Here is a 26243-nt window from a genome sequence, read left to right as displayed (position 1 = left end):
GGAGTGGAGCAGCCATGGCAACTGCCGTGAAGCGCAGAAAATATTCCAAATATGATACCATCCCTTTCCCCATGTATGACGGCTCCGCAGCCCGGCAGCTGGAGCAGGAAGAGGTCCTGCGTCCCCGTCCGCTGGTCCGGCCCCGGGAACGTGCGGTGGTCCGTCCCAAGGTTCGGGTACGGGAGGCGGGTATCGTCTCTCCCTTTGCCGTGGTGGGTTTCCTGGCGGTACTGGTTTTCGCGGTGCTGCTGCTGTTCAGCTATGTACAGCTGGCGGTGATCTCCGATCAGGTGGTAAGCCTGCGGTCTGATCTGACTGGCCTGAAGACGGAGGAGGCCAAACTGCGGGCCCAGTATGAGCTGGCCTACGATCTGGAGAGCATCGAGCAGAACCTGACCGACAGCGGCGCCATGGTCAAGCCCCAGAATGGTCAGATCATCTACGTGGACCTGTCCGAGCCTGACTCGGTGACCTACTTCCAGCAGGAGGAGGCCACCGGTGTGGAGGGGGCCGTGGAGAGTATGCATTCCATCTTTACGGAGATTGTGGAATATTTCAGTTGATCAGCGCCATATACTGCATCAGCGGGCAGAAAAGAGAGCGGGCGTTCCTGAGACGTCGGCAAGAACAAGTCAGCAAGCAAGTGTAAGTGAGAGAGAGGGCGTAAGAAAAGAAATTTTCTTACGCCCTCCTGCGGTATTTCAAGCCGTGGAGCAGCATACAAGTGCTGTATGATCCCAAGCGAGGTGAGCCGGAAATGGCAGAAAAAAGAAAGAAAGGCACTCGAATCATCCGGCAGAAGCCGGACCGGCGGGCCAACCGCACCATTCTGATCCGCAGCCTGTTCCTGATGGTGCTGTTCGGACTGGTGGTGTTTATCCCCCTGTTTTTCAAACTGTGGCAGATCCAGATCAGTCAGCATGACTACTATCAGGAGCTGGCGGTGCAGCAGCAAACCAGAGACAGCACCGTTACCGCCAACCGGGGTACCATCTATGACAGCCAGGGGGCCGTGCTGGCCATGAGCGCCACGGTGTACAATGTGCAGCTCTCCCCCAAGGATCTGCTGGAGACCCAGGAGACCTATCGGGAGAAGGTGGAGGACGCTCAGGAGAATGGCGGCACGCTGCCCGACTATCCGGAGCCTACCGACCAGTTTGTGGCGGAGAACCTGGCGGCCATCCTGAACCTGGAAGCTGAGGATGTGATGAAGCATCTGGAGAACAAGAACTCCCAGTATGAGATCATCAAATACCGGGTGGAGCCAGAGGAGTCGGAGGCGGTACAGGAATTTATCACCGAGAATCACCTGTCCCACGGCATCTACCTGATGCCCACCAGCAAGCGGTACTACCCCAAGGGAAGCCTGGCAGCCCATGTGGTGGGCTGGGTCAACCCCAATACCGACAATGTGGGCGCCTACGGGCTGGAGGCCCAGTTCGAAGAGGAACTGTCCGGTCAGACCGGCCGGGTGGTCACCGCCAAGGACGGTGTGGGCACCGAGCTGCTCTACCGCTTTGAGGACTACTACGACGCCACCGACGGCAACAATCTGACCCTCACCATCGACGCCACCATTCAGTCCTACTGTGAGAGTATCCTCCAGGAGGGTGTGGAGCAGTTCGATATACAAGACGGTGCCTTCTGCCTGGTAATGGACCCCAACACTGGGGCCATCCTGGGTTGGGCCAACTCCCCCACCTTTGATCTGAACGATCCCTGGACTGTCAGCGACCCGGTGCTTCTCCAGTATCTGGAGGACATCAAGAGCGGCGGATACACCAAGGAGGAGGCCTATACGAAGGCGCTGGCTGAGGGCGCCACCGCTCAGGAGGCCTACGACGCGGCCGTCCAGGAGGCGGAGAAGGAGGTCCTTTACAGCCAGTGGGCCAACAAGGCGGTAACCAGCTCCTATGAGCCAGGTTCCACCTTCAAGTCCATCGTGCTGGCTGCCGCCTTGGAGGAGGGCGTGATCAGTGAGAGCGACCACTTCTACTGCAGCGGTGTGGCCCAGGTAGATGGGTGGAACGGTGACCCCATCCGCTGTTCCAAGCGCGATGGCCACGGCGACCAGGATCTGGCCAAGGCGGTGGCCAACTCCTGTAACCCTGCTTTCATCGAGATCGGCAAGCGGCTGGGAGCGGAGAAGTTCTACGACTATCTGGAGGACTTCGGCTTCCTGGAAAAGACCGGAATCGATATGCAGGGTGAGACCACCGGCGTGATTTGGAGCCGGGACGATTTTACCAATGTAGACCTGGCGGTGGCCTCTTTCGGCCAGCGTTTCCAGGTTACCCCCCTGCAGCTCATCACCGCCGCCTCTGCCGTGGTCAACGGCGGCCACCTGATGCAGCCCTATGTGGTGAGCCAGATCACCGACGCCGACGGCAACGTACTCCAGCACACCGAGCCCACCGAAGTGCGGCAGGTCATCAGCGAGCAGACCAGCGAGCGGTGCCGGGCCATCCTGGAAAAGGTGGTGGACGGCGGTACCGGTAAGAACGCCGCCGTGGAGGGCTACCGCATCGGCGGTAAGACCGGTTCCTCCCAGACCCTGAAGGGCGACGACCACACCATCGTTTCCTTCCTGGGCTTCGCCCCGGCGGACGATCCCCAGGTGGTCATCCTGCTGGCTTACGACAGCCCCAAGCCGGTGAGCCCCGGCTCCAACTATACGGCGGACAACTGGTACATCAGCGGCGGCAATATGGCTGCCCTCAAGGCTGGCGAGCTGATGGAAAAGATTCTGGACTATCTGGGCGTGGAGAAGAGCTACTCTGCCACCGCCGATGTGATGGTACCCAACCTGACCGGTCTGAATCTGGCTGACGCCACCACATCCCTGAAGAAGAATAACCTGTCCATCCGGGTGGTGGGCGACGGCGACACCGTCACCGGCCAGATCCCGGCCAAGGGAGCATCCATCCCCGGCGGCAGCGAAGTGGTGGTCTATATGGGCGCCGAAGTTCCCACCGACCAGGTCCAGGTGCCCAGCGTCATCGGCCTGAACGTAGAGCAGGCCAAGGCGAAGCTGTCCGCCCAGGGCCTCTATCTGAAGGCCAGCGGTGCTTCGGAATTCGGTTCCACCGTGGTGGCCTATGAGCAGTCTACCCCGGCGGGTACCAGCGTGGACCGGGGCACTACCATCGAGGTGCGCTTTACTGACTCCACGGCCAGCGGCGCGGGCCTGTAATTACCTTCCCCTGTGGGGAGAAAGCGGGGTGTGAGCATGAAGCTGAATGAAGTGTTGGCGGGTGTAAAACTAACGGCCCGTCACATCCAGGATGTGGAAATTTCAGGCATCTGCTATGACACCCGAGATATGATCTCCGGCTGCCTCTTCGTGGCCCTGCCGGGCTACAAGACCGACGGCCACAAGTACATTCAGCAGGCGCTGGATCAGGGGGCGGCGGCCATCTTGTGCCGCCGCCCGCCGGCGGAAGAGGGCCCGTGGCTGGTAACGGAGAACCCACGGGCGGCCCTGGCCGCGGTGTCCGCCAACTGGTTTGGACATCCAGCGGAGGAACTGACGGTGTTGGCTGTCACCGGTACCAACGGCAAGACCACAACCACCTATCTGCTGAAAGCCATGCTGGAGGGGGTGCTGGGGGCGAAAGTCGGCCTCATCGGCACCAACCAGAATATGATCGGCCAGGAGGTTCTGCCTGCCCACCGCACCACTCCGGAGTCCTGGGAGGTGCAGAAGCTGCTGCGGGAAATGGCGGATGCCGGATGCAGCCATGTGGTGATGGAGGCCTCTTCCCACGCCCTGGTGCTCCACCGGCTGGACGGCATCTCCTTTCGGGCTGGTATCTTCACCAATCTGACTCAGGATCATCTGGACTTTCACAAAACCATGGAGGCCTACCGGCAGGCCAAGGGCCTGCTGTTTCACCAGTGCGGTACAGCGGTACTTAACCTGGACGATGAGGCCGGACGGTATTACGCCCAGAGCGTACCCTGTCCTTCTTTTACTTACTCTGAGAGCCGGGATGAGGCCGATCTCACCGCCAAGAATCTGAGGCTTTTCCCCGACCGGGTGGAGTTTGAGGCAGTGACCATGGACGCCATTGCCCGGGTCCGCCTGCCTATCCCCGGTGGCTTTACCATCTACAACGCCCTGGGCGTCATTGCCTGTGGCCTGACCCTGGGTCTGCCTCTGGGTCAGATTGCCTCCTCTCTGGCCAATGCCAAGGGAGTGAAGGGCCGCATTGAGGTGGTGCCGGTACCGGCGGACTACACAGTGCTCATTGACTATGCCCATACCCCGGATGCTCTGGAGAACATTCTTACCACCGTCCGGGACTTTACCAAAGGCCGGGTGATCTGTCTGTTTGGCTGCGGCGGTGACCGGGACCGGTCCAAGCGTCCCCAGATGGGAGCCATCGCCGGGCAGCTGGCCGATGTGACGGTGGTTACCTCCGATAACCCCCGCACCGAGGAGCCCCAGGCCATTATTCAGGACATCCTGAAGGGGATGGAGGGCACCGGAGCCCAGTGCCATGTGGAACCTGACCGGCGGCGGGCCATTGCCCTGGCCCTCTCCCTTGCCCAGGCTGGGGATACGGTGGTACTGGCGGGCAAAGGCCATGAGACCTACCAGGAGATCGACGGCGTGCAGCACCATCTGGATGAGCGGGAGGAAGTGGCTGCCTTTTTTGCCGGAGAGAAGCAGAACTTTGTTGCATTTTAGAGTGGAAACCAGGGACAGTCTGTGATAGAATACCACGTTGGTCCATTTGGAACGGACAAAATTTGAGCTGCAAGAGGCTTTGGAGGTTGCAAAAGAGATGTTGAGGATCGTCATCAGCTGCCTGATCGGGTTTGTGGTGGCCGCTCTGGCGGGCCGGGTGCTCATTCCCGTGCTGCGGCGCATGAAGGCTGGCCAGTCCATCAAGGAGATTGGCCCCACCTGGCATATGTCCAAACAGGGTACCCCCACCATGGGTGGACTCATGTTTATCATCGCCGCCATCGTGGCGGTGGCAGCACTGGGTTGGCAGGATTTTGCCGCTGGGAAGTTCGGCGGCGGATTTGTTCTGCTCTTTGCCCTGGTGTTTGGCATCATCGGCTATATCGACGACTATTTTAAGGTAAAGAAGCATGAGAACACCGGCCTGACCGCCCCCCAGAAGTTCATTCTGCAGCTGGCGGCAGCCATCCTGTTCACTGTGCTCATGCGCAACTTCGGCTATCTGACCCCCGACCTGTATATCCCCTTCTTCAACGTGACCCTGTCGGTGCCCTGGCCGGTGTATATGGTGTTTGCCGCCTTTGTTATGGTGGGCTGCGTCAACGCCGTCAACATCACCGACGGCATCGACGGTCTGGCCAGCGGCGTTACCATGCCGGTGATGCTCTTCTTTACCGCCGTGGCTTGCTGGTGGGGCCACTATGAGCTGGGCATTTTCTCCGGTGCTCTGCTGGGCGGCCTGGCCGGTTTCCTGATCTACAATTTCCATCCTGCCAAGGTGTTCATGGGCGACACCGGCTCCCTCTTCCTGGGCGGCGCGGTGTGCGGCCTGGCCTTTGGTCTGGATATTCCCCTGGTGCTCATCCTGGTGGGCATCATCTACATTGCGGAGACCCTGTCCGACATTATACAGGTTGGATACTTTAAGCTGACCCACGGTAAGCGGATCTTCCGCATGGCCCCCCTCCACCATCATCTGGAGATGGGCGGCTGGAGTGAGGTCAAACTGTTCTGCGTGTTTACCGGGATTACCCTGGTGATGTGCGCGCTGGCTTTCTGGGGGGTCATGTACCGCTGACCCATTGGTATCGTGATACGGGAGGTGACAGACCATGGTAAAACGCAGACGAGACCTGACGGTGATGCAGCAGCTGGCCCGGGGGCCCATCGATATCCCGTTTCTGATGCTGGTGGTGATCCTTACCGCCATTGGTGTGATTGCGGTGTTCTCTGCGTCTTATCCCACCGCCATGCAGGAGGGGCTGGATCCGGCCAACTATTTTATCAAGCAGGCTGGGTTTGGCGTGGTGGGCCTGATCGCCATGTTTCTGATCTCCAAGATCAACTATCAGACCTTCCGTGGCCTGTCTATTTTCGTGCTGGGCATCTCTATTATCCTGCTGGTGCTGGTCATTCCCTTCGGCTACGGCAAGAGCACCGTGGGCGCCCAGCGGTGGATCAGTCTGCCCATCATCGGCGGTTTCCAGCCCTCTGAGATTGCCAAGGTGGGCGTCATCATGTACTTTGCGGCCCGCCTGTCCAAGCGCAATACGGAGAAGCACAAGCGGCTGCCGCCCCGTCACCCCCTCAGCGGCCTCTATGCCTGGCTGGATGAGAAGGGGGTCCTGGAACCCATCCCCTATTTCCTCATCCTGGGCCTGGTGGCCATTCTGATGCTGATGGAGCCCCATATGTCGGGTACCATCCTGGTGCTGGTGGGCGGTGCGTCGGTGCTCTTTGCCGCGGGTATTAAGCTGTACTGGTTTATCGGCGGCGGCGCCGTGGCGGCAGCAGGTCTTTTCTTCATCATGACCCAGACCAGCTACATGGCTACCCGTCTGGCCATCTGGAAGGACCCGTGGAACGACGGAATGAATGGTCGGGACAAGGGCTTCCAGATCATCCAGTCCCTCTATGCCATTGGTTCCGGCGGCCTGCTGGGCGTGGGCTTCGGCAAGAGCCGCCAGAAGTTCCTCTACCTGCCCGAGTCGGAAAACGACTATATCTTCTCCATCTGGTGTGAGGAGATGGGCTTTGTGGGGGCGGCCATTGTTATTCTGCTGTTTATCCTGCTGGTGATCCGGGGGTACTGGATCGCCGTCCATGCCCGGGACCGCTTCGGTGCCCTGCTGGTGGTAGGCATTACTACCCTGACGGCTGTACAGGTTTTTCTGAACATCTCTGTGGTCACCAACCTGATCCCATCCACTGGTATCTCCTTGCCATTCTTCAGCTATGGAGGCACGGCATTGATGATCCAGTTGGCGGAGATGGGCATGGTATTGTCGGTGTCACGACAAATACCGGCGCCCAAACAAGAATAGAACAGTGCAGGAGGGAAATGGGTAAATGAAAATCCTCTTTACCTGCGGCGGGACCGCGGGTCATGTGAATCCCGCGGTGGCCCTGGCCCAGATGTTTCAGGCCCGCAATCCGGGCTGTCAGGTGCTTTTTGTGGGAGCCGACGGCGGTATGGAGACCCGGCTGGTGCCCAAGGAGGGCTATGAGATCCAGACAGTGACCATTACCAACTTCCAGCGGTCCCTCACCCCGGCGGCCATTGGACACAACATTAAGACCCTGCTGAATATGAATAAATCCAAGAAGCAGGCCAACGCCATTCTGGACCGGTTCCGGCCTGACCTGGTGGTGGGTACCGGCGGCTACGCCTCCTACCCCGTGGTCAATGCGGCGGCAGCCCGTGGGATTCCCACCGCCGTCCACGAATCCAACGCCGTTCCCGGCCTTACCACCAAGACCCTGTCCAAGGTGGTGGACGCGGTAATGGTGGGCTTTGAGGAGAGCCGCGGCCACTATGAGGATCCCTCCAAGGTGGTGGTGACTGGCACCCCGGTCCGGGAAGACTTCTTCCGCTACAACCGGAAGGAGGCCCGGGAAAAGCTGGGCTTTACCGACGACCGGCCCCTGGTGGTGTCGGTGTGGGGCAGCCTGGGCGCCAAGGTGATGAACGAGCAGATCACCGACTGCATCGTCCGGGAGTGCCGGGCGGGCGCGCCCTGGCGGCACATCCACGGCGCAGGCCGCAACTATGAGCAGGTCCTGGCCGGTTTGAAAGAGCAGGGCATTGACCTGGCTCAGTATCCAGGAATAGAGGTGCGGCAGTACATCTATGATATGCCTCTGGTGATGGCGGCGGCCGACCTGGTGCTCTGCCGGGCCGGTGCCTCCACCATCGCGGAGCTTACCGCCATCGCCCGGCCGGCAGTGCTGGTACCATCCCCCAATGTGGTGGCCGACCATCAGACCAAGAACGCCCGGGTGCTGGCCAATGCCGGCGGGGCGGTGCTGCTGCCTGAGAGCGAGTCCAGCGGCGAGAAGCTCTACGATCTGGTCAATCAGCTGCTGGCTGACCCGGACCGCCGGGAAAAGATGAGCCGGGCTTTGCGGGAGATGGGCTCTCCCGACGCGGCGGAAAAAATCTATCAGACTCTGAAGGAATTGTTGGAAAAGCGGGCAAAATGAACCGGCCTTCCATCGGACGCATAGGATGGCGTACATAAATCCTGAATGCGGAGGATGGAAGCTATGAGTGCATACGTGATAGAAGGGGGCCGGCCGCTGGAGGGTTCCGTGATGGTCCACGGAGCAAAGAACAGTGTGCTGCCTATCCTGGCCGCCTGTCTGTTGGCTCCGGGGGCCTGTGTGATCCAGAATTGTCCCCGCCTTTCCGATGTGGAGGCCTCCCTGGCCATCCTGCGCCACCTGGGCTGCAGGGCGGAATGGCAGGGGGACGGCGTGGTGGTGGACGCCTCCGCCCCCAGCCGCTGGGACGTGCCCGACGCTCTGATGCGGGAGATGCGTTCCTCCGTCATCTTCCTGGGGGCCATCCTGGGGCGGATGGGACAGGCGCGGCTGTGCGCGCCCGGCGGCTGCGAGCTGGGACCCCGCCCCATTGACCTGCATCTGGCTGCCATCCGTGCCCTGGGGGGAAGGGTGGAGGACCGGGAGGGGGGACTTTCCTGTTCCGGCAGGCTGCGGGGCGCGGACATCGTCCTCTCTCTGCCCAGCGTGGGGGCCACCGAGAACGCCATGCTGGCAGCGGTGTGCGCTCAGGGCACCACTACCATCACCAACGCCGCCCGGGAACCGGAGATTGTGGACCTCCAGGGCTTTTTGCAGGCTTTGGGCGCCCAGGTCCGGGGGGCGGGCAGCTCGGTCATCACGATAGAAGGAGGGCTTCCTCTTCACGGCGGAGCCTATCGGGTGATGGGTGACCGGATCGTGGCTGCCACCTACCTGGCGGCAGCTGCCGCTGCGGGAGGCGACGTAGAGGTAACCGGCGTAGACTGGCGCACCCTGTCCACGGTGACGGCAGTGCTGAAGGAGGCCGGCTGCCAGGTACACAGTGAGGCGGACCGGATCTGCCTTGGAAGTGACGGCGTGCTGAAGGGAGTGCGTCCGGTGCGGACGGCGCCCTATCCCGGCTTTCCCACCGACGCCCAGGCCCCTCTGATGGCGGCCCTGGCAGGGGGGACCGGCTGCACGGTCTTTGTGGAGAATATGTTTGAAAGCCGCTACCGCCATGTGGATGAGCTCATCCGTATGGGGGCGGACATCCGGGTGGAAGGCCGGGTGGCTGTGGTGTACGGGGTGACCCGGCTCCACGGAGCCACCGTTATGGCCTCCGACCTGCGGGGCGGGGCCGCCCTGGTGGTGGCCGCTCTGGGGGCGGAGGGGACCACCACCGTCACCGGTTTGCACCATATTGACCGGGGCTATCAGTCTCTGGAGTACGATTTGCAGCGGCTGGGGGCCCAGATCCGGCGGGTGTGAGATAAGTTTGAGGAAATCGTAAGAATTTCTTAGCAAAGAATCAACCATTCTGTGCGAGGATGGAGAAAAAAGAACAGGAGAACGGCACAATGGCGGCAAGACGGAACAGAAAAAGACGGCGGCGGAATCGGGGGCGCTTTGGCGTCCTCTATAAGCTGCTGTCCATTCTGCTCATCTTTGCCGCCATTTTGGTAGGCTGCATCATCTTTTTCCGGGTGAACACCATGGTGGTGGCAGGCAATTCCCGTTATACGCAGGAAGAGATTCTGTCGGCTGCCGGCGTAGAAAAAGGGGACAACCTGTTCACGTTGAACAAGTACCAGATCGCCGACCGGATCTTGACCCAGCTGCCCTATGTGGATGACGTGGCCATCAGCCGAAAATTGCCCGACACCCTGATTTTTGAGGTGACGGAGAGCACCGGTGTAGCCTGGGTAGAGAGCGGCGGCAGTTACTGGCTGCTGGACGACAAGTGCAAGCTGCTGGAGGTGGGGGATGCCGCCCTGGTTCAGGGCAAGCCCCAGGTGCTAGGCCTGGACCCGGTCAACCCAACGGTGGGCAATGTGCTCACCGTGGCCCCTGAGCAGCAGGACAAGCTGGAGCGGCTCCAGGCCTTTTTGAAGGCCATTCGCAGCCGGGTGATGACAGGAAGCCTGAAGAGCTTTATCGATTTGTCCTCCGGCAATGAGATCCGCTTCGGCTACGGCGAAAATCTGACGGTGATCTTCCCCATGAACGGCGACTTTGACGAGGAGACCTACGAGCTGAAGCTGGCCCTGGAGACCATGGATGAGCGGGGCCTGCCCCGGACGGGTACTCTGGACCAGAATTATGATGAGCGGGAGATCCATCTGCTGCCGGAGCGGTGGCTGCCAGAGGGTTGGAGTCCCCTGGAGGTTCCCACGGAGCCCACGCAGCAGCCGGAGAGCTCTGGCGGAGAGACTCAGACGGAGACCACAACTCCGCCGGAGGAATCCGTGCAACCGGAGGAATCGGTCCAGCCGGAGGCGCCGGCCCAGCCGTCCCATACGCCCACGGTACCGGAACAGGCGCCGGAGCAATAAGAGCAAGGAGTATTTCATGGCAGAAAAGAAACGACGCAACAAAGGCGAGTTTGCTGTGGTGGTGGTGTGCATCATCGTGGGCTATCTGTTGGCAGCACAGCTGCGGACGGTCCAGCTCACCGGTGCGGCGGACGCCACCAATGCCAGCCGCCTGGAGACCCTGCAGGAGCTGTATAACGAGCAGAGCAAGCAGAACGACGCCCTGGAGGATCAGGTGGCCCAGCTGCAAGGCGAACTGGCGATTTATCGGGATCAGGCGGCCTCTGGCGACGAGGGCAGCGAGGCCCTGCGGAAGGAAGTGGAGCAGCTGGAGATCACCGCCGGCCGCACCGATGTGGAGGGGCCGGGAGTCACTGTAATCCTGGAGGACTCCACCCAGAGCAATGTGACCGGTGAAGAGGCGGACTATCTCATTCACGACAACGATCTGCTGTCGGTGGTCAACGAGCTGCGCTCCGCGGGAGCTGAGGCCATCTCCCTTAACGGAGAACGTCTGCTGGCCAACAGCGAGATCCGGTGTACCGGCGCGGTGGTGACTGTAAATGGCCGGCGGTACGCCGCGCCCTATGTGATCTTCGCCATCGGCGACCCGGATACCCTGTACAGCGCGCTTACCATGCGCAACGGCGTGGTGGATGTGCTGAGCCAGTGGGGAATTTCGGTGAAGGTGACAGCCAGCGACTTGCTGCTCATCCCCAAGTACAACGGCACGGTGGAGTATCAATATGCCCACACTGTGGTGCCGGAGAGCGAAGAGGGGGGCGAGTAAATGCTGGAATTGATCGGTTTGCTGGTGGGTGTGCTGGTGGGCATTCTGGTGCCCTGGACCATTCCCAGTCAATATTCCCTCTATGTGGCCGCCGGACTGCTGGCGGCGCTGGACTCCGCCCTGGGCGGCTACTGCGCCCGGCTGGAAAAACAGTTCCGGCTGTCGGTGTTCCTGTCGGGCACCATCGGAAACGCCGCCATCGCCGCTTTTCTTACCTGGCTGGGGCAGAAATTGGGCATCCCTCTGTACCTGGCGGCAGTGGTGGTCTTTGGCACCCGTATGTTCCAAAACTTTGCTAAAATCCGGCGGGAACTATTGACCTCGAAGCAAAAGAGAGATACAATAAATCAACTAGATATAGTATCTTCCCAGGAGGAGGACCAAAGATAACAGGTCCTGCCTCTTCTACGTGTGTTTTTCACGAATACGTTCTACATAGGAGGAGCAGTTATGGCGTTTGGACTGGACACCGGGCCGGACAATGTGGTCACGATCAAGGTGATCGGTGTCGGCGGCGGCGGAAACAATGTGGTGAACCGGATGGTGAAATCCGGCACCAAGGGTGTTGATTTTATCGCTGTGAATACGGACAAGCAGGCGCTTGCCGTTTCCAGCGCTACCTTTAAAATCCAGATTGGTGAAAAGCTCACCGGCGGTCAGGGCGCGGGCAGCGACCCCGAGGTGGGCCGTAAGTCCGCCGAGGAGAGTCGCAATGCGGTTTCCAAGGCACTGGAGGACGCCGACATGGTGTTCATCACCGCTGGTATGGGCGGCGGCACCGGTACCGGTGCGGCTCCCATCGTAGCCGACATTGCCAAGGAGATGGGTATCCTCACCGTGGGTGTGGTCACCAAGCCCTTCAACTTTGAGGGCCGCCGTCGTATGATGCAGGCGGAAAAGGGCATTGAGGAGCTGCGCACCCGGGTGGACAGCCTGGTGATTATCCCCAACGAGCGGCTGAAGTTTGCCACTGATCAAAAGATTACCTTCCAGAATGCCTTCGAGATTGCCGACGATGTGCTGCGTCAGGCGGTGCAGTCCATCTCCGACCTGATCAAGAATACCGGCTTCATCAACCTGGACTTCGCCGACGTGACCGCCGTCATGCAGAATGCCGGTATGGCTCACATGGGCGTTGGCCGGGCCGCTGGCAAGAACAAGGCCGAGGAGGCCGCCAAGATGGCCATTTCCAGCCCTCTGCTGGAGACTTCCATCAACGGCGCCAAGGGCGTGCTGGTCAATGTTACCGGCTCCGTGGACATCGGCCTGGAGGAAGTGGAGACCGCTGCCAACCTGGTGCAGCAGGCCGCCCATCCCGACGCCCTCATCATCTTCGGTGCCGCTTTCGACGACACCCTGGAGGATGAGATCCGGGTTACCGTCATTGCTACCGGCTTTGAGGAACTGGAGGGCGCCATGCCCAACAAGCCCTTCACCGCCGCTGCGGAGAAGAAGACTGGGGCCCAGCCTGCTCAGCAGCCCGCTGGCGGTCAGGAAGCCCCTGCCGCTCCCGCGGAAGACGATCCCTTCGACGATATCTTCAAGATCTTCAACCGCAACCGCTGAGAGAGCGGCTGACGAACAGAAAAAACAACCCCCGTTCCGCTTTGGCGGAACGGGGGTTTTCTGTTTGGAAAGTGCTCAGATGCGGGCGATGCCCTGCTCTCTGGCCTCTTGAGCCACGGCGTCGGCCACAGCGTCGGCCACGGTCTTGTCCAGGGCGGAGGGCAGGATGTACTCGGCGCTGAGCTGGTCGTCTTTCACCAGGGCGGCCAGGGCCTTGGCGGCCCGGATCTTCATGCCCTCAGTGATTTCCTTGGCCCGGACGGCCAGGGCGCCCTTGAAGATGCCGGGGAACACCAGCACGTTGTTGATCTGGTTGGGAAAGTCGGAGCGGCCGGTGCCGATGACGACGGCGCCGCCCTTCTTGGCCTCATCGGGCATGATCTCGGGGGTGGGGTTGGCCATGGCAAAGACGATACCCTGATGCATGGTGGACACCATCTCGGCGGTGACCAGATTGGGCCGGGACACGCCTACAAAAGCGTCGGCTCCCTTCAGGGCGTCGGCCAGGGTGCCGTGCTCACGGTTCAGATTGGAGATGTGGGAGATCGCCTCCTGGCCCGCGTTGAGGCCTTCGTCTCCCTCGCAGATGATGCCGTTAATGTCGCACATGACGATGTTGCCGAAGCCCATGGAGATGAGCAGCTTGCCGATGGCGATGCCGGCGGCTCCGGCGCCGTTGATGACGATCTTCATCTGTCCCAGAGTTTTGCGGGTGACTTTGGCGGCGTTGAGCATGGCGGCGGCCACCACGATAGCGGTGCCGTGCTGGTCGTCGTGGAATACGGGGATGTCGCATACCTCTTTCAGGCGGCGTTCCACCTCAAAGCAGCGGGGAGCGGCGATGTCCTCCAGATTGATGCCGCCGAAGCTCTTGGAAATGAGGGCGATGGTCTCCACCAGCTTATCCACATCTTTGGTGTCCACACAGATGGGGAAGGCATCCACCCCGCCGAACTCCTTGAACAGGGCGCACTTGCCCTCCATCACCGGCATACCGGCAGCGGGGCCGATGTCCCCCAGACCCAGCACAGCCGAGCCATCGGTGATGACGGCCACCAGATTGCTCCGGCGGGTGAGGCGGAAGGACTGCTCGTAGTCCTTGGCGATGACCCGGCAGGGCTCGGCCACGCCGGGGGTGTACATCAGGGACAGGTCCTCCCGGGTCTGGATGGGTTTGCGGGAGATCACTTCGATCTTGCCCTGGAGCTCATAGTGGAGGTCCAGAGCCTGCTGATTGATATCCATGAAAAAGCCTTCTTTCTTAAACCATTTCTTCCGGATGGAATACTTCGTCAAACCGCTCCGCCGTCAGGAAGCCCAGGCTGACGCAGGCCTCCTTCAGGGAGATCCCCTCGGCGTGGGCCTTCTTGGCGGTCTTGGCGGCGTTGTCATAGCCGATGTAGGGATTGAGGGCGGTGACCAGCATCAGGGAGTTGTGCAGGTTGTGGCGGCACTTGTCCCGGTTGGCGGTGATGCCCACGGCGCAGTTGCGGTTGAAGGAGTCCATGGCGTCAGCCAGCAGCCGCACCGACTGGAGGAAGTTGTAGATGCACACCGGCATAAATACGTTGAGCTCAAAGTTGCCCTGGGAGGCGGCCATACCCACCGCCACATCGTTGGCCATGACCTGAACGGCCACCATGGTCACCGCCTCGCACTGGGTGGGGTTGACCTTGCCGGGCATGATGGAGGAGCCGGGCTCATTCTCGGGAATATGGAGCTCGCCCAGGCCGCACCGGGGGCCGGAGGACAGCCAGCGCACGTCGTTGGCGATCTTCATCAGGTCGGCGGCCAGGGCCTTCAGGCCGCCATGGGCAAAGACCAGCTCGTCCTTGCTGGTGAGGGCGTGGAACTTGTTAGGAGCGGTGACAAAGGGCTTGCCGGTGAGCTGACTCACCGCCTGAGCCACGGCGGTGTCGAAACCCTTGGGGGCGTTGAGGCCAGTTCCTACAGCGGTGCCGCCCAGGGCCAGCTGGTGGAGTGCGGGAAGGGCCAGCTCCAGCAGGGCCTTGTCCTTCTCCAGGCTGGAGCGCCAGCCGCTGATCTCCTGGGCCACGGTGATGGGCACCGCGTCCTGGAGATGGGTGCGGCCGCTCTTCACCACGTCCTGATTTTCCTCCTCCAAGCGTTTAAAGGTGGAGATAAGAGCGTCCAGAGCGGGGAAGAGCTTGTCCTCCAGTTCCACCGCAGCGGCAATGTGCATGGCGGTGGGGAAAGTATCGTTGGAGGACTGGGACATATTGACGTGGTCGTTGGGGTGGAGCAGCTTTTTGCCCGCCAGCTCATTGCCCCGGTTGGCCACCACCTCGTTGACGTTCATGTTGGATTGGGTGCCGCTGCCGGTCTGCCATACCACCAGGGGGAAGTGGCCGTCCAGCTGGCCGGCAATCACCTCGTCACAGGCCTGGGAGATCACATTCAGCTTCTCCTCGTCCAGCTTGCCCAGGCTGTGGTTGGCCATGGCGGCGGCCTTTTTCAGGATACCAAAGGCACGGATAATCTCCTGGGGCATCCGCTCCGTGCCGATCTTGAAGTTCTGGTAGCTGCGCTGGGTCTGAGCGCCCCAGTAGCGGTCGGCGGGCACCTGCATCTCGCCCATGCTGTCCCGTTCGATCCGATATTCCATGTGTTGACCATCCCTTTCTCCGTCTGCGGACGGCGCCATTCTAATGTCTGCATTTTAGCACAGTTTCTGTCGGGATAAAAGTCTGACACCTGGAAAGAGCGCCCTTTTGTGTCGGATTTGTGCTGTCCGCACAAGGAAGAGGGGGGCGAAAGCAGGCCCCCCTGCTTGTTGCCACAAAAATCTTTTTCTGGTAGGCTACTCCCTTGACAGGAGCGGAGCAAGCACTTATACTAATTTCAGTTGTGAACAAAGGCGTTCCGGCCCGGGGGGCGGAGCGCCTTCTTTGCTATCTGAATCTATGATTTTGATGAGAGAAAGGGGCCCCTGTCATGCCGCACTCCAAAGAAGATATCATCCGCATGGTACGGGAAGAGGACGTGAAATTCATCCGTCTGCAATTCACCGACATTTTCGGCCAGCTGAAGAACGTGGCTATTACCGCCTCCCAGATCGAGAAGGCTGTGAACAATCAGTGTATGTTTGACGGCTCCTCTATTGAGGGCTTTGTCCGCATCGATGAGTCCGACCAGTACCTCTATCCGGATCTGAAATCCTACCGGGTATTCCCCTGGCAGCCCCACCACGGCAAGGTGGCCCGGCTGATCTGCGACGTGCATAATACCGACGGCAGCCCCTTCGCCGGTGATCCCCGCTATGTACTGAAGCGGGCCCTGCAGAAAGCCAAGGATATGGGCTTTGATGCCTTCAATGTGGGTCCCGAGGCCGAGTTCTTCCTGTTCCAGACCGATGACGAGGGTAAGCCCACCACCAAGACCAACGACGAGGCCGGTTACTTTGATCTGGGTCCCCTGGACCACGGCGAGTCCACCCGCCGGGAGATCTGCATGGCTCTGGAGGCCATGAAGTTTGAGATTGAGGCCTCTCACCACGAGTGTGCCCAGGGCCAGCATGAGATCGACTTCAAGTATGAAGAGGCCCTCCACGCCGCCGACAATATCATGACCTTCAAGCTGGCGGTCAAGACCCTGGCCCAGAAGAACGGTCTCCACGCCACCTTTATGCCCAAGCCCATCTACGGCGTGGCCGGCTCCGGTATGCACACCAATATGTCCCTCTTCCGCAACGGCAAGAATGTATTCTATGATCCCAACGGCGAGCGGGGTCTGTCCAAGGAGGCCTACTCCTTCATCGCCGGCCTGCTGGCCCATGTGAAGGGTATGGCCGCCATCACCAATCCCCTGGTCAACTCCTACAAGCGTCTGGTGCCCGGCTACGAGGCCCCCTGCTACCTGGCTTGGTCCGCCTCCAACCGCTCCGCCCTCATCCGCATCCCCGCCTCCCGGGGTCAGTCCACCCGTGTGGAGCTGCGCTCCCCCGATCCGGCCTGCAACCCCTATCTGGCCTTTGCTGTGTGCCTGGCCGCCGGCCTGGACGGCATCGAGAAGGGCCTTACCCCTCCCGCTGAGATTACCGAGAACATCTATGCCATGGACGAAGCCACCCGGAAGGCTCACGGCATCGATTCCCTGCCCGGCTCTCTGGAGGAGGCCATCAAAGCTCTGGAGGCCGATCAGCTCATCCTGGATACCCTGGGCGACCACGTGGCCCAGAACTACCTGGAGGGCAAAAAGAAGGAGTGGGAGGAGTACCGCACCCGCGTGTCCTCCTGGGAGCGGGAAAGATACATCATCAACTATTGATCGCCTGTCCACCCCAGCGGAATTGACCGGATATGGAAAAGGTGATCGTAGCTTTTGCCGGCCTGCAAAACGGCAAGCGCATCCGGGAGATCCTGGAGCGGTCGGGTACCGCAGCCTGTCTGCTGTGTACCTCCGCCGACCAGGTGCGCCGTACTGTCCACGAGCAGCAGGTGCCCGCCGTGGTATGCGGCTACAAATTTGCCGATGGCCCCGCGGAGCTTCTGTATGAGGATCTGCCCTCCTTCTGCCATATGTTGATGGTGGCATCCCAGAGTCAGCTGGATCTCGTGCAGCATCCGGACATACTGCGGCTGAGTGCTCCGGCGTCCCGCAGTGAGCTGCTGGGTGCGGTGGAGGAGCTGCTGGCACAGGTCCATGCCCAGCCCCTTGGACGCAGTCAGGAAGAACGGGACTGCATTGTCCAGGCCAAGGCCAAGCTGATGACCGAGGGCCTCAGCGAGGAGGAGGCCCACCGCACGCTCCAGAAGAAGAGCATGGCAGCCGGTGTCAAGCTGGCTCAGGCGGCCCGGATGATTCTGGACCGTTGGTAAGGAGCATAAAATAGTAGGAGACGAAGCAGTCTCGCGGCGGCGGTCCGGGACAGGACCGCCGCTGCTGCATATTTGCAGACAGGAGGAGCCATATGCGCTTTACCAAAATGGAGGGTCTGGGTAACGACTATATCTACCTCAATGGCCTGGAGGGCCTGCCGGAGGATCTGCCCGCTCTGGCCCGGCGGATGAGCAACCGCCACTTTGGTGTGGGCGGCGACGGCATCATCTGTATCTGTCCCTCGGACCAGGCGGACTTCCGAATGCGGATGTTCAACGCCGACGGCTCGGAGGGGGAGATGTGCGGCAACGGCATCCGCTGCCTGGGCAAATATGTCTATGACAAGGGGCTGACCCACAAAAGGAAACTGACCATCGAGACCGGCGGCGGCCTGCGTACTTTGGAGCTGCTGACCGAGGACGGCCTGGTGAAGGCGGTCCGGGTGAATATGGGCCGCCCACAGGTAAGGACAGCCATGGAGCTGACAGCGGGGGGGCGTATGTGGCAGATTACCCCGGTGTCCATGGGCAACCCACACGCCGTCCTCTTTGTGGACCGCCCGGAGGAGCTGGATCTGGAACAGTTGGGTCCCTGTTTTGAGCACCATGCTGCCTTTCCTCAGAGCGTCAACACGGAGTTTGTCCGCTGTGCTGCCCCGGACCGGCTGGTCATGCGGGTGTGGGAGCGGGGCAGCGGTGAAACGCTGGCCTGCGGCACCGGGGCCTGTGCCGCTCTGGCGGCAGCGGTGGTCCAGGGCAAGTGCGGCAGACGAGCCGCTGTGGAATTGCCCGGCGGCGTGCTGGAACTGGAGTGGCCGGACAATGAGATGGAAATGATTATGACAGGACCGGCCAATACGGTCTTTGAAGGAGAATACCCTGTTTAATGCAAAGGAGAGAGTAAAATGGCAACCATCAATGCAAATTTCAACAAGCTGCCCGGCAGCTATCTGTTTTCTGAAATTGCCCGCCGGGTGGCGGCCTACAGTGAGGCCAATCCGGACCGGACCCTGATCCGGCTGGGCATCGGCGACGTGACCCGGCCTCTGCCTGCCGCCGTTACCGCCGCCATGCACAAGTCGGTGGACGAGATGGCCACCGCCCAGGGCTTCCACGGCTACGGCCCGGAGCAGGGCTACGACTTCCTGCGGCAGGCCATTGCGGAGCACGACTACAAAGCTCGGGGGGTGGATATCCAGCCCGATGAGATCTTTGTGTCCGACGGCGCCAAGAGCGACTGCGGCAACATCGGCGATATCTTTGGCATTGACAACGTGGTGGCGGTGTGCGACCCGGTGTACCCCGTGTATGTGGACACCAATGCCATGGCTGGCCGGGCCGGGGACTACGACGCCGCTACCGGCCGGTGGAGCAACCTGGTCTATATGCCCTGCGTGGCGGAGAACGGCTTCTCTCCCGCCATTCCGGAGGGAAAGGTGGATCTGATCTACCTGTGCTTCCCCAACAATCCCACCGGTGCTGTGGCCACCCGGGAGCAGCTGAAAGCCTGGGTGGACCACGCCAACGCCACCGGTGCCGTCATCCTCTTTGACAGCGCCTACGAGGCCTTCATCACCGATCCCGCCATTCCCCACTCCATCTTTGAGATCGAGGGGGCCCGTACCTGCGCCATTGAGTTCCGCTCCTTCTCCAAGACCGCCGGCTTCACCGGCACCCGCTGCGCCTATACCGTGATCCCCAAGGACCTGGAGCGCAACGGCACCGCCCTCAACGGCCTGTGGAACCGCCGTCAGTGCACCAAGTTCAACGGGGTGCCCTATGTGGTCCAGCGGGGCGCTGAGGCCGTGTACAGCCCCGAGGGCCGTGCGCAGGTGAAGGAGACCATCGACTACTACCTGAACAACGCCAAGGTGATCCGGGAGGGCCTGGCTGCTGCCGGTCTTACTGTGTCCGGCGGAGAGAATTCCCCCTATATCTGGGCCCGCACCCCCGACGGCATGGGCTCTTGGGACTTCTTCGACAAGCTGCTGCGGGAGGCCAACGTGGTCACTACCCCCGGCGCTGGCTTCGGTCCCAGCGGCGAGGGCTACATTCGTCTCACCGCCTTTGGCGAGGCTGAGGCCACCCGTCAGGCCGTGGAGCGCATTAAGGCTGTGCTGTAAGGAATACAAAAATGCCCGCTGCAAAAAGCAGCGGGCATTTTTTATGCAGGAATCAGGCAAGCTTCAGGTGGGAACGCTTAAGGGCGGTACGGATGAGTACGCACAGCAGGGGAGCGGCCACCAGGGCCAGTACCGCATTGAAGATGGAGGCGGGTACCTTCAGCGGCAAGGTGGCCAGCGCCACAGTGGGGGTCAGACCGTCCACCAGCAGGCCGTTGTAGAAGTAGCTCTTGGCAAAATAGAGGATGTAGTAGATCACGCAGCCCAGAGCCGCGCCGGACAGACAGCGGGGATAGGTAGGTTCCTCCCGGTGGGAGACCTTCCACATGACCAGACCGGCACCCAGGCCCATGGCACCCTTGGTCAGGAAGGTGAGCCAGCACTCGGAGACAAACAGAGGATTGGTCAGGTCATACAGAGCGGAACCCAGGCCGGAGGCCAGACCGCCGATGGGGCCCAGCAGCAGGCCGGACAGACAGCACATGATGTTGGCCAGGGTAAAGGAGGTATTGCCTCCGATGGCGATGGGCATGGTGATGCGAAGGTAGTTGCTGGCAAACACCAGAGCGGCCATCATGGCCAAAACGGCGATTTTCAGCGTAGAATTGGAACGGGATCGCATGGAGAACACTTCCTTTGTTCTTTCTCTTTGCCTTGATTATAGCGCTGGACTGACCTTTATTCAAACGCCAGATATAGAAAATATAATAAGGTCAGATGGGCTAAAAAATACCGCGGCATTTGCCGCGGCATTTTTCTGTCAGTCAAACAGCTTGGAGCGGACCGGGGGCCAGGAGACCAGAACAAGGGCCACCCCTCCCACCAGCAGAAAACAGAGCAGAGCGGTAAGTACCTCCAGATCATAGACCTGGATGAAATACTTCCAGCTGTGGATGGTTTCATTGCTTTGATAGGACTGCTGAATTTGATCGATGTGATAGGTGGTGGTGACCGTGACCGCTATGATCCGGGAGAGGATATAGATCACCAGATTTCCCAGCAGTCCGACGGCGGCCAGCAGCAGTCCGGCCAGCCGGCGCTTTTTCAGAGGATCGGCTGAGGTGGATGGGGCAGGTTGAACGGGGTGGTCCATGGTATCATCCAGAAGATAGTCGGCGGAGACCTGGAACAGGCGGCTGAGTTGAAACAGGTTGCCAGCATCGGGCTGTGCAGAGCCCTGTTCCCAGCGGGAGATGGCCTGACGGGACACCCCAAGCTGCTCCGCCATAGCCTCCTGGGATAGGCCCCGCTGCTTGCGCAGCGTTACAAGTTTCTCTGGCAGTTTCATGGAAACACCTCCTGACTTTCTGGTCTCATCTTACCAGAAGGCCGGGGCAAAGCCACCGCAAAAAGATGTCACTTCCGCAACAAGTGGTTCCATTGGCCTTAATACCGGCCGAAGTCGCCGGAACGGCCCTCGGTGACGTCGGAGCCGAACTCATAGTCCTTGCCGGGCAGGATGGCGTTGAGAGCGATACCGGCAATGGCGGCGATGGCCAGGTTGGTGAGGGTAACATGGGCCTCACCGATGGAGAAGGTGATGCCGTTGGAGAAGCCCAGACCGCACACCAGAATGACGGCGGCGATAATCAGGTTCCGGGAGTTAGTAAAGTCCACCCGGTTTTCCACCACGTTGCGCACGCCGATGGCGGAGATCATGCCGTAGAGGATGAAGGACACGCCGCCGATAATAGCGGTGGGAATGGAGTTGACGATGGCGGCAAAGGCGGGGGAGAAGGACAGAATCACCGCGTAAATAGCGGCCAGACGGACCACCTTGGGGTCATACACACGGGAGAGCACCAGCACGCCGGTGTTCTCGCCGTAAGTGGTGTTGGCGGGGCCGCCGAACAGACCGGCCAGAGAGGTGGCGATGCCGTCGCCGATGAGGGTGCGGTGGAGGCCGGGGTTCTCCAGAAAGTTCTCGCCCACAGTGGCGGAGATGGCGGACATATCGCCGATGTGTTCCATCATGGCGGCGATGGCGATGGGAGCCATAACTAGGATGGAGGTCAGGTCAAACTTGGCAATGGAGCCGGTGAAATCCGTGAAGAAGGGCTGCAGGCCCACAGGGGCGGAGGCAGCCACGCCGGAGAAATCGATCAGAGGCACCACATTGCCGGCGGTGTCCAGAGCAGTGGCGCCCATGGCGTTGGCAATGACGGCGATGACGTAGGAGCCCACCACACCCAGCAGGATGGGGATGATCTTGATCATGCCCTTGCCCCAGATGTTGGCCACGATGATGATGGCCATGGCCACGATGGCCAGCCACCAGCAGGAGGAGGCGTTGGAGACGGCGGAGGGGGCCAGGTTCAGGCCGATCAGAATGATGATGGGGCCGGTGACCACGGGGGGCAGGAAGCGCATGACCTTCTTCACGCCCACCAGCTTGATGATGGCGGCCAGTACCACATAGAGCAGACCGGCCACCACGATGCCGCCGCAGGCATATTGGAGCTTGACGGCCGGGTCCATGCCGGCGTATTTACCGGCGTCCAGAGCAGCCACGGCAGAGAAGCCGCCCAGATAGGCAAAGGAAGAACCGAGGAAAGCAGGTACCTTCAAACGGGTGCAGATGTGGAAGAACAGGGTGCCGATACCGGCGAAGAACAGGGTGGTCTGGATGGACAGGGGCAGGCCGTAGCCCTGAACCAGGATGGGGACCAGCACAGTGGCGCCAAACATGGCGAACATATGCTGCAGGCCCAGGATGAGCATCTTGGGCAGACCAAGGGTGCGTGCATCCCGGATGGGCTCACTGCCGGGGGTGCGGGTGTCGTTCATTCAACATTCCTCTCTTTCCATGTGGGCAGAAAAAAAGCAACTGCTTTTTCAAAGAAAAAACAATTGCCTCCTAGCCATAGCGTCTGTCTGCTGCAATACCTTCCCTTTCAAAACAAACGCCCCCTGTCCGCATTCTAAATTCATGATATTATATCAAAACAGCGTTATATATGCAAGGAGGGCCGGTGATATTTTGCGCATTTGGGCATAATTCTAAAGATGGATTTGTGAAATTGGGAAACAAAGGATGATCTGTACATTGACAGATGGCCGAAACTTTACTATAGTAAATAGCAAAAGATAAGAAGGTGACCCCATGAAACGACCCTTTGTGACAGCGGAGCAGCTGCGCTCCATCACCCAGCAGTACCCCACACCCTTCCACCTGTATGACGAAAAGGGCATCCGGGAAAATGCCCGGCGGTTGAAAGCTGCCTTTGCCTGGAATCCGGGCTTTAAAGAATATTTTGCCGTGAAAGCTACCCCCAATCCTGCCATTTTGAAGATCCTGCGGGAGGAGGGCTGCGGCGCCGACTGCTCCTCCCTCACCGAGCTGATGCTCTCCCAGCGCTGCGGTCTCACCGGGCCGGAGATTATGTTTTCCTCCAACGATACCCCGGCGGAGGATTTCAAGATGGCCGCCCAGCTGGGCGCTACCATCAATCTGGACGATTTTACTCACATTGATTTTCTCAAGGAGACCATCGGATATATCCCCGAGACCATCTCCTGCCGCTTCAACCCCGGTGGTACCTTCACCATCGGCGCATCTACCGAGGGCTTCCAGGTGATGGATACCCCCGGCGACTCCAAGTACGGCTTCACCCGGGAGCAGCTCTTTGAGGGCTTTAAAAAGCTGAAGGCCATGGGAGCCAAGCGGTTCGGCATCCACGCCTTCCTGGCCTCCAACACCCTGTCCAATGAGTACTATCCCACCCTGGCGGGCATCCTGTTCCAGCTGGCGGTGGAGTTGGAGCAGGAGACGGGCTGTGATATCTGCTTCATCAACCTGTCCGGCGGAGTGGGTATCCCCTATAAGCCCGACCAGCCCGCCAACGACATTGCCGCCATTGGTGAGGGGGTGCGCAAGCAGTTTGAGCAGATCCTGGTGCCCGCGGGCATGGGGGATGTGGCCATCTACACCGAGCTGGGTCGCTTTATGCTGGGGCCCAACGGCTGCCTGGTGACCAAGGTGCTCCACTTTAAGCACACCTACAAGGAGTATGTGGGGGTGGACGCCTGCGCCGCCAACCTGATGCGTCCCGCCATGTACGGCGCCTATCACCACATCACCGTCATGGGCAAGGAGGACGCCCCCTGCGACCACAAGTATGATGTCACCGGCGGCCTGTGCGAGAACAACGACAAGTTTGCCATCGACCGGATGCTGCCGGAGGTGGAGCGGGGAGACCTGCTGGTGATCCATGACACCGGCGCCCACGGCTTCTCTATGGGCTACAACTATAACGGCAAGCTGCGCTCTGCCGAGGTGCTCCTGCAGGAGGACGGCTCCACCAGGCTGATCCGCCGGGCGGAGACCCCGGAGGACTACTTCGCTACTCTGATCTTTGATTAAAACAAAACCGGGCCGGGAAATTCCCGGCCCGGTAAAAAAAGACCTGCTGCAAATGCAGCAGGTCTTTTTCATCCGATTGGAAAGCGGAATTACTTCAGCTCCACCTTGGCGCCGACCTCTTCCAGCTTCTTCTTCAGCTCCTCGGCCTCGTCCTTGGAGACGCCCTCCTTGATAGCCTTGGGGGCAGCCTCGACAGCAGCCTTGGCCTCAGCCAGGCCCAGGCCGGTGATCTCACGGACAGCCTTGATGACCTTGATCTTCTCAGCGCCGACCTCAGCCAGCACCACGTCGAACTCGGTCTTCTCCTCAGCAGCGGGAGCAGCAGCGCCGCCAGCGGCGGGAGCAGCCATAGCAGCGGCGGAAACGCCGAACTCCTCCTCCAGAGCGTGCACGAGCTCGGAGAGCTCCAGAACAGTCAGACCCTTAACCTCTTCAATGAGGGCAGTGATTTTCTCAGAAGCCATGATAGGTAACCTCCTAAATAAATTATAATTGATACAGAATGGTGCGGGGAATTACTCGGCGGCAGCTTCGGCGGGCTCGGCAGCCTCGACAGAGCCGCCCTTCTGCTCGCAGATGGCCTTGATGACGATGGCCAGGCTGGTGATGGGAGCCAGCATGGTGCCCAGGACCTGAGCCTGCAGGACCTCCTTGGAGGGCAGCTCAGCCAGAGCCATGATCTCGTCCATGGACAGGACCTTGCCGTCCATAAAGCCGGCCTTGATGGTGAACTTAGCACCGTTGAACTGCTTGGCGAACTTGTTGATCACACGCATGGGAGCGATGGGATCGCCGTGGGACAGAGCCAGAGAAGTGGTGCCGTTGAGCACGTCATCCATCTCGTTCAGACCCACGTTGTTGATGGCGAAACGCACCAGGGTGTTCTTCACCACGGCGTAGTCCAGCTCGTTCTTGCGGCACTCGGCGCGCAGAGCGGTGTCCTCGGCCACAGTGATGCCCTTATAGTCCACGAGCACGCCGCTGGCGGCGTTCTGCAGCTTCTCGGTCAGCTCAGCCACGATGGCCTGCTTCTCACTGAGAACCTTTGCGTTAGGCATTTGGATTCACCTCCGTTGAATTTGAGTTCAACTTTTCCGATGCAGTCACGCAACAAAAAAGCTGTTTTCGCATTCAAAGCAGCGAAAACAGCACAAAGAAGTTCATTCCGTTGTGGCTGCATTCTCGGCAGGACTTACGGCTTGCGCCGCCTGCTGTCTTTGAACACGACTGATAGTATACAATAGAACCCCGGGGATGTCAAGCACTTTTTTGAAAAATGATCACTTTTTTGTGAGTATCCTGGGGAAAAGAGTGAGAAAAACGGGGAGCAGGAAAACCTGCTCCCCATTTTACATTACATCAGCTTAGCGCCGTTGATCTTCACGCCGGGGCCCATGGTGGAAGCACACACGCAGGAGCGAATGTACTGACCCTTGGCGGCGGAGGGCTTAGCCTTGATGATGGCGCCCATCAGAGCGTTGAAGTTCTCGGTCAGCTTCTCAGCGCCGAAGGAGACCTTGCCGATGGGGCAGTGGATGATGTTGGTCTTGTCCAGACGGTACTCAACCTTACCGGCCTTGATCTCGGTAACAGCCTTGGCCACGTCGGGGGTGACGGTGCCGGCCTTGGGGGAGGGCATCAGGCCCTTGGGGCCCAGGACCTTACCCAGACGGCCCACAACACCCATCATGTCGGGAGAAGCCACGACCACATCGTAGTCGAACCAGTTCTCCTTCTGGATCTTCTCAACCATGTCCATCTCGCCCACGAAGTCGGCGCCGGCAGCCTTAGCAGCCTCAGCCTTGTCGCCCTTGGCGAAGACCAGCACGCGCTGGGTCTTGCCGGTGCCGTGGGGGAGAACGATGGCGCCGCGGACCTGCTGGTCGGCGTGACGGGAGTCAACGCCCAGCTTCACGTGCAGCTCAACGGTCTCGTCGAACTTGGCGGGAGCGGTCTTGACCACCAGCTCCATGGCCTCAGCGGTATCGTACAGAGCGCCCTTGTCGATGAGCTTGGCGCTCTCCTGATATTTC

General features: G+C 60.3%; 24 protein-coding genes. 16 read left to right on the top strand and 8 right to left on the bottom strand.

What is annotated here, in order from left to right; translation table 11 throughout:
- Positions 1 to 14: 14 nt before the first annotated feature.
- The 11 genes from IHN22_RS03850 (at position 15) to ftsZ (ending at position 12886) form a co-directional block, all read left to right on the top strand.
- On the top strand, positions 15 to 563 hold the full coding sequence (locus tag IHN22_RS03850; RefSeq protein ID WP_191433585.1) for a hypothetical protein: 549 nt from the start codon (positions 15 to 17) through the stop codon (positions 561 to 563).
- 194 nt (positions 564 to 757) lie between these two features.
- Entirely contained in the window at positions 758 to 3193 is a 2436-nt protein-coding gene (locus tag IHN22_RS03845) for a penicillin-binding transpeptidase domain-containing protein (protein ID WP_191433583.1), read from the top strand.
- 36 nt (positions 3194 to 3229) lie between these two features.
- Entirely contained in the window at positions 3230 to 4693 is a 1464-nt protein-coding gene (locus tag IHN22_RS03840; RefSeq protein WP_191433581.1) for a UDP-N-acetylmuramoyl-L-alanyl-D-glutamate--2,6-diaminopimelate ligase, read from the top strand.
- A gap of 97 nt (positions 4694 to 4790) precedes the next feature.
- Positions 4791 to 5771, top strand: a complete 981-nt coding sequence (mraY, locus tag IHN22_RS03835; RefSeq protein WP_191433579.1) for a phospho-N-acetylmuramoyl-pentapeptide-transferase — start codon at positions 4791 to 4793, stop codon at positions 5769 to 5771.
- 34 nt (positions 5772 to 5805) lie between these two features.
- Positions 5806 to 7017, top strand: a complete 1212-nt coding sequence (locus IHN22_RS03830) for an FtsW/RodA/SpoVE family cell cycle protein (protein ID WP_242955361.1) — start codon at positions 5806 to 5808, stop codon at positions 7015 to 7017.
- A 25-nt stretch (positions 7018 to 7042) separates the two neighbouring features.
- Complete coding sequence (gene murG / locus IHN22_RS03825) at positions 7043 to 8176, top strand: undecaprenyldiphospho-muramoylpentapeptide beta-N-acetylglucosaminyltransferase (protein ID WP_191433577.1); 1134 nt, start codon at positions 7043 to 7045, stop codon at positions 8174 to 8176.
- Positions 8177 to 8239: 63 nt separating this feature from the next.
- Positions 8240 to 9487 carry a UDP-N-acetylglucosamine 1-carboxyvinyltransferase gene (gene murA / locus IHN22_RS03820; protein WP_191433575.1) on the top strand — a complete coding sequence of 416 codons (1248 nt, stop codon included), beginning with the start codon at positions 8240 to 8242 and terminating at the stop codon, positions 9485 to 9487.
- Between the two features lie 89 nt (positions 9488 to 9576).
- Positions 9577 to 10551, top strand: a complete 975-nt coding sequence (locus IHN22_RS03815; RefSeq protein WP_191433573.1) for a cell division protein FtsQ/DivIB — start codon at positions 9577 to 9579, stop codon at positions 10549 to 10551.
- A 16-nt stretch (positions 10552 to 10567) separates the two neighbouring features.
- Positions 10568 to 11320, top strand: coding sequence for a DUF881 domain-containing protein (locus IHN22_RS03810; RefSeq protein ID WP_087188119.1), 753 nt, complete (start codon positions 10568 to 10570; stop codon positions 11318 to 11320).
- A complete protein-coding gene (locus IHN22_RS03805) occupies positions 11321 to 11710 on the top strand; it encodes a small basic family protein (RefSeq protein ID WP_087389201.1) in 390 nt (129 codons plus the stop codon).
- 60 nt (positions 11711 to 11770) lie between these two features.
- Entirely contained in the window at positions 11771 to 12886 is a 1116-nt protein-coding gene (ftsZ, locus tag IHN22_RS03800; protein WP_087272082.1) for a cell division protein FtsZ, read from the top strand.
- A 75-nt stretch (positions 12887 to 12961) separates the two neighbouring features.
- On the opposite strand, the gene IHN22_RS03795 is transcribed toward ftsZ, so the two are convergent.
- The gene (locus tag IHN22_RS03795; protein ID WP_191433571.1) at positions 12962 to 14131 is read right to left on the bottom strand and encodes an NAD(P)-dependent malic enzyme; all 1170 of its coding nucleotides are present in this window, start codon (positions 14129 to 14131) and stop codon (positions 12962 to 12964) included.
- 16 nt (positions 14132 to 14147) lie between these two features.
- Positions 14148 to 15512, bottom strand: coding sequence for a class II fumarate hydratase (fumC, locus tag IHN22_RS03790; RefSeq protein WP_191433569.1), 1365 nt, complete (start codon positions 15510 to 15512; stop codon positions 14148 to 14150).
- Positions 15513 to 15841: 329 nt separating this feature from the next.
- Here fumC and glnA point away from each other — a divergent pair, with 329 nt between their 5' ends.
- The 4 genes from glnA to IHN22_RS03770 all read left to right on the top strand — a co-directional run bounded on the left by glnA (position 15842) and on the right by IHN22_RS03770 (position 19847).
- Positions 15842 to 17173, top strand: a complete 1332-nt coding sequence (glnA, locus tag IHN22_RS03785) for a type I glutamate--ammonia ligase (RefSeq protein WP_191433567.1) — start codon at positions 15842 to 15844, stop codon at positions 17171 to 17173.
- 32 nt (positions 17174 to 17205) lie between these two features.
- The gene (locus IHN22_RS03780; protein WP_191433565.1) at positions 17206 to 17724 is read left to right on the top strand and encodes an ANTAR domain-containing response regulator; all 519 of its coding nucleotides are present in this window, start codon (positions 17206 to 17208) and stop codon (positions 17722 to 17724) included.
- A 92-nt stretch (positions 17725 to 17816) separates the two neighbouring features.
- Complete coding sequence (gene dapF, locus IHN22_RS03775) at positions 17817 to 18611, top strand: diaminopimelate epimerase (protein WP_191433563.1); 795 nt, start codon at positions 17817 to 17819, stop codon at positions 18609 to 18611.
- 18 nt (positions 18612 to 18629) lie between these two features.
- On the top strand, positions 18630 to 19847 hold the full coding sequence (locus IHN22_RS03770; protein ID WP_191433562.1) for an LL-diaminopimelate aminotransferase: 1218 nt from the start codon (positions 18630 to 18632) through the stop codon (positions 19845 to 19847).
- Between the two features lie 52 nt (positions 19848 to 19899).
- Here the strand turns inward: IHN22_RS03770 and IHN22_RS03765 are convergent, their stop codons facing one another.
- The 3 genes from IHN22_RS03765 to IHN22_RS03755 form a co-directional block, all read right to left on the bottom strand.
- On the bottom strand, positions 19900 to 20469 hold the full coding sequence (locus tag IHN22_RS03765; protein WP_191433560.1) for an ECF transporter S component: 570 nt from the start codon (positions 20467 to 20469) through the stop codon (positions 19900 to 19902).
- A gap of 138 nt (positions 20470 to 20607) precedes the next feature.
- Entirely contained in the window at positions 20608 to 21135 is a 528-nt protein-coding gene (locus IHN22_RS03760) for a helix-turn-helix domain-containing protein (protein WP_191433558.1), read from the bottom strand.
- Between the two features lie 98 nt (positions 21136 to 21233).
- Positions 21234 to 22634 (bottom strand): uracil-xanthine permease family protein, encoded by a 1401-nt coding sequence (locus IHN22_RS03755; RefSeq protein WP_191433556.1) that lies wholly within the window; start codon positions 22632 to 22634, stop codon positions 21234 to 21236.
- A gap of 316 nt (positions 22635 to 22950) precedes the next feature.
- Between IHN22_RS03755 and IHN22_RS03750 the strand changes: the two genes are divergently transcribed.
- Positions 22951 to 24210, top strand: a complete 1260-nt coding sequence (locus tag IHN22_RS03750) for a diaminopimelate decarboxylase (RefSeq protein ID WP_087272725.1) — start codon at positions 22951 to 22953, stop codon at positions 24208 to 24210.
- An 89-nt stretch (positions 24211 to 24299) separates the two neighbouring features.
- Here IHN22_RS03750 and rplL read toward each other — a convergent pair whose 3' ends face one another.
- The 3 genes from rplL to rplA all read right to left on the bottom strand — a co-directional run.
- Entirely contained in the window at positions 24300 to 24674 is a 375-nt protein-coding gene (gene rplL, locus IHN22_RS03745; RefSeq protein ID WP_065534595.1) for a 50S ribosomal protein L7/L12, read from the bottom strand.
- A 51-nt stretch (positions 24675 to 24725) separates the two neighbouring features.
- Positions 24726 to 25268, bottom strand: a complete 543-nt coding sequence (gene rplJ / locus IHN22_RS03740; protein ID WP_191433554.1) for a 50S ribosomal protein L10 — start codon at positions 25266 to 25268, stop codon at positions 24726 to 24728.
- 296 nt (positions 25269 to 25564) lie between these two features.
- Positions 25565 to 26243, bottom strand: a 679-nt coding sequence (gene rplA, locus IHN22_RS03735) for a 50S ribosomal protein L1 (RefSeq protein ID WP_191433553.1), incomplete at its 5' end; no start/stop codon positions are given.

The sequence above is a fragment of the Flavonifractor sp. An112 genome, assembly GCF_904377885.1.
GTDB classification, from domain to species: Bacteria; Bacillota; Clostridia; order Oscillospirales; family Oscillospiraceae; genus Flavonifractor; species Flavonifractor avicola.
The sequence above is the reverse complement of the archived record's forward strand: the minus strand, read 5'-3'. Positions and strand labels throughout refer to the sequence as shown.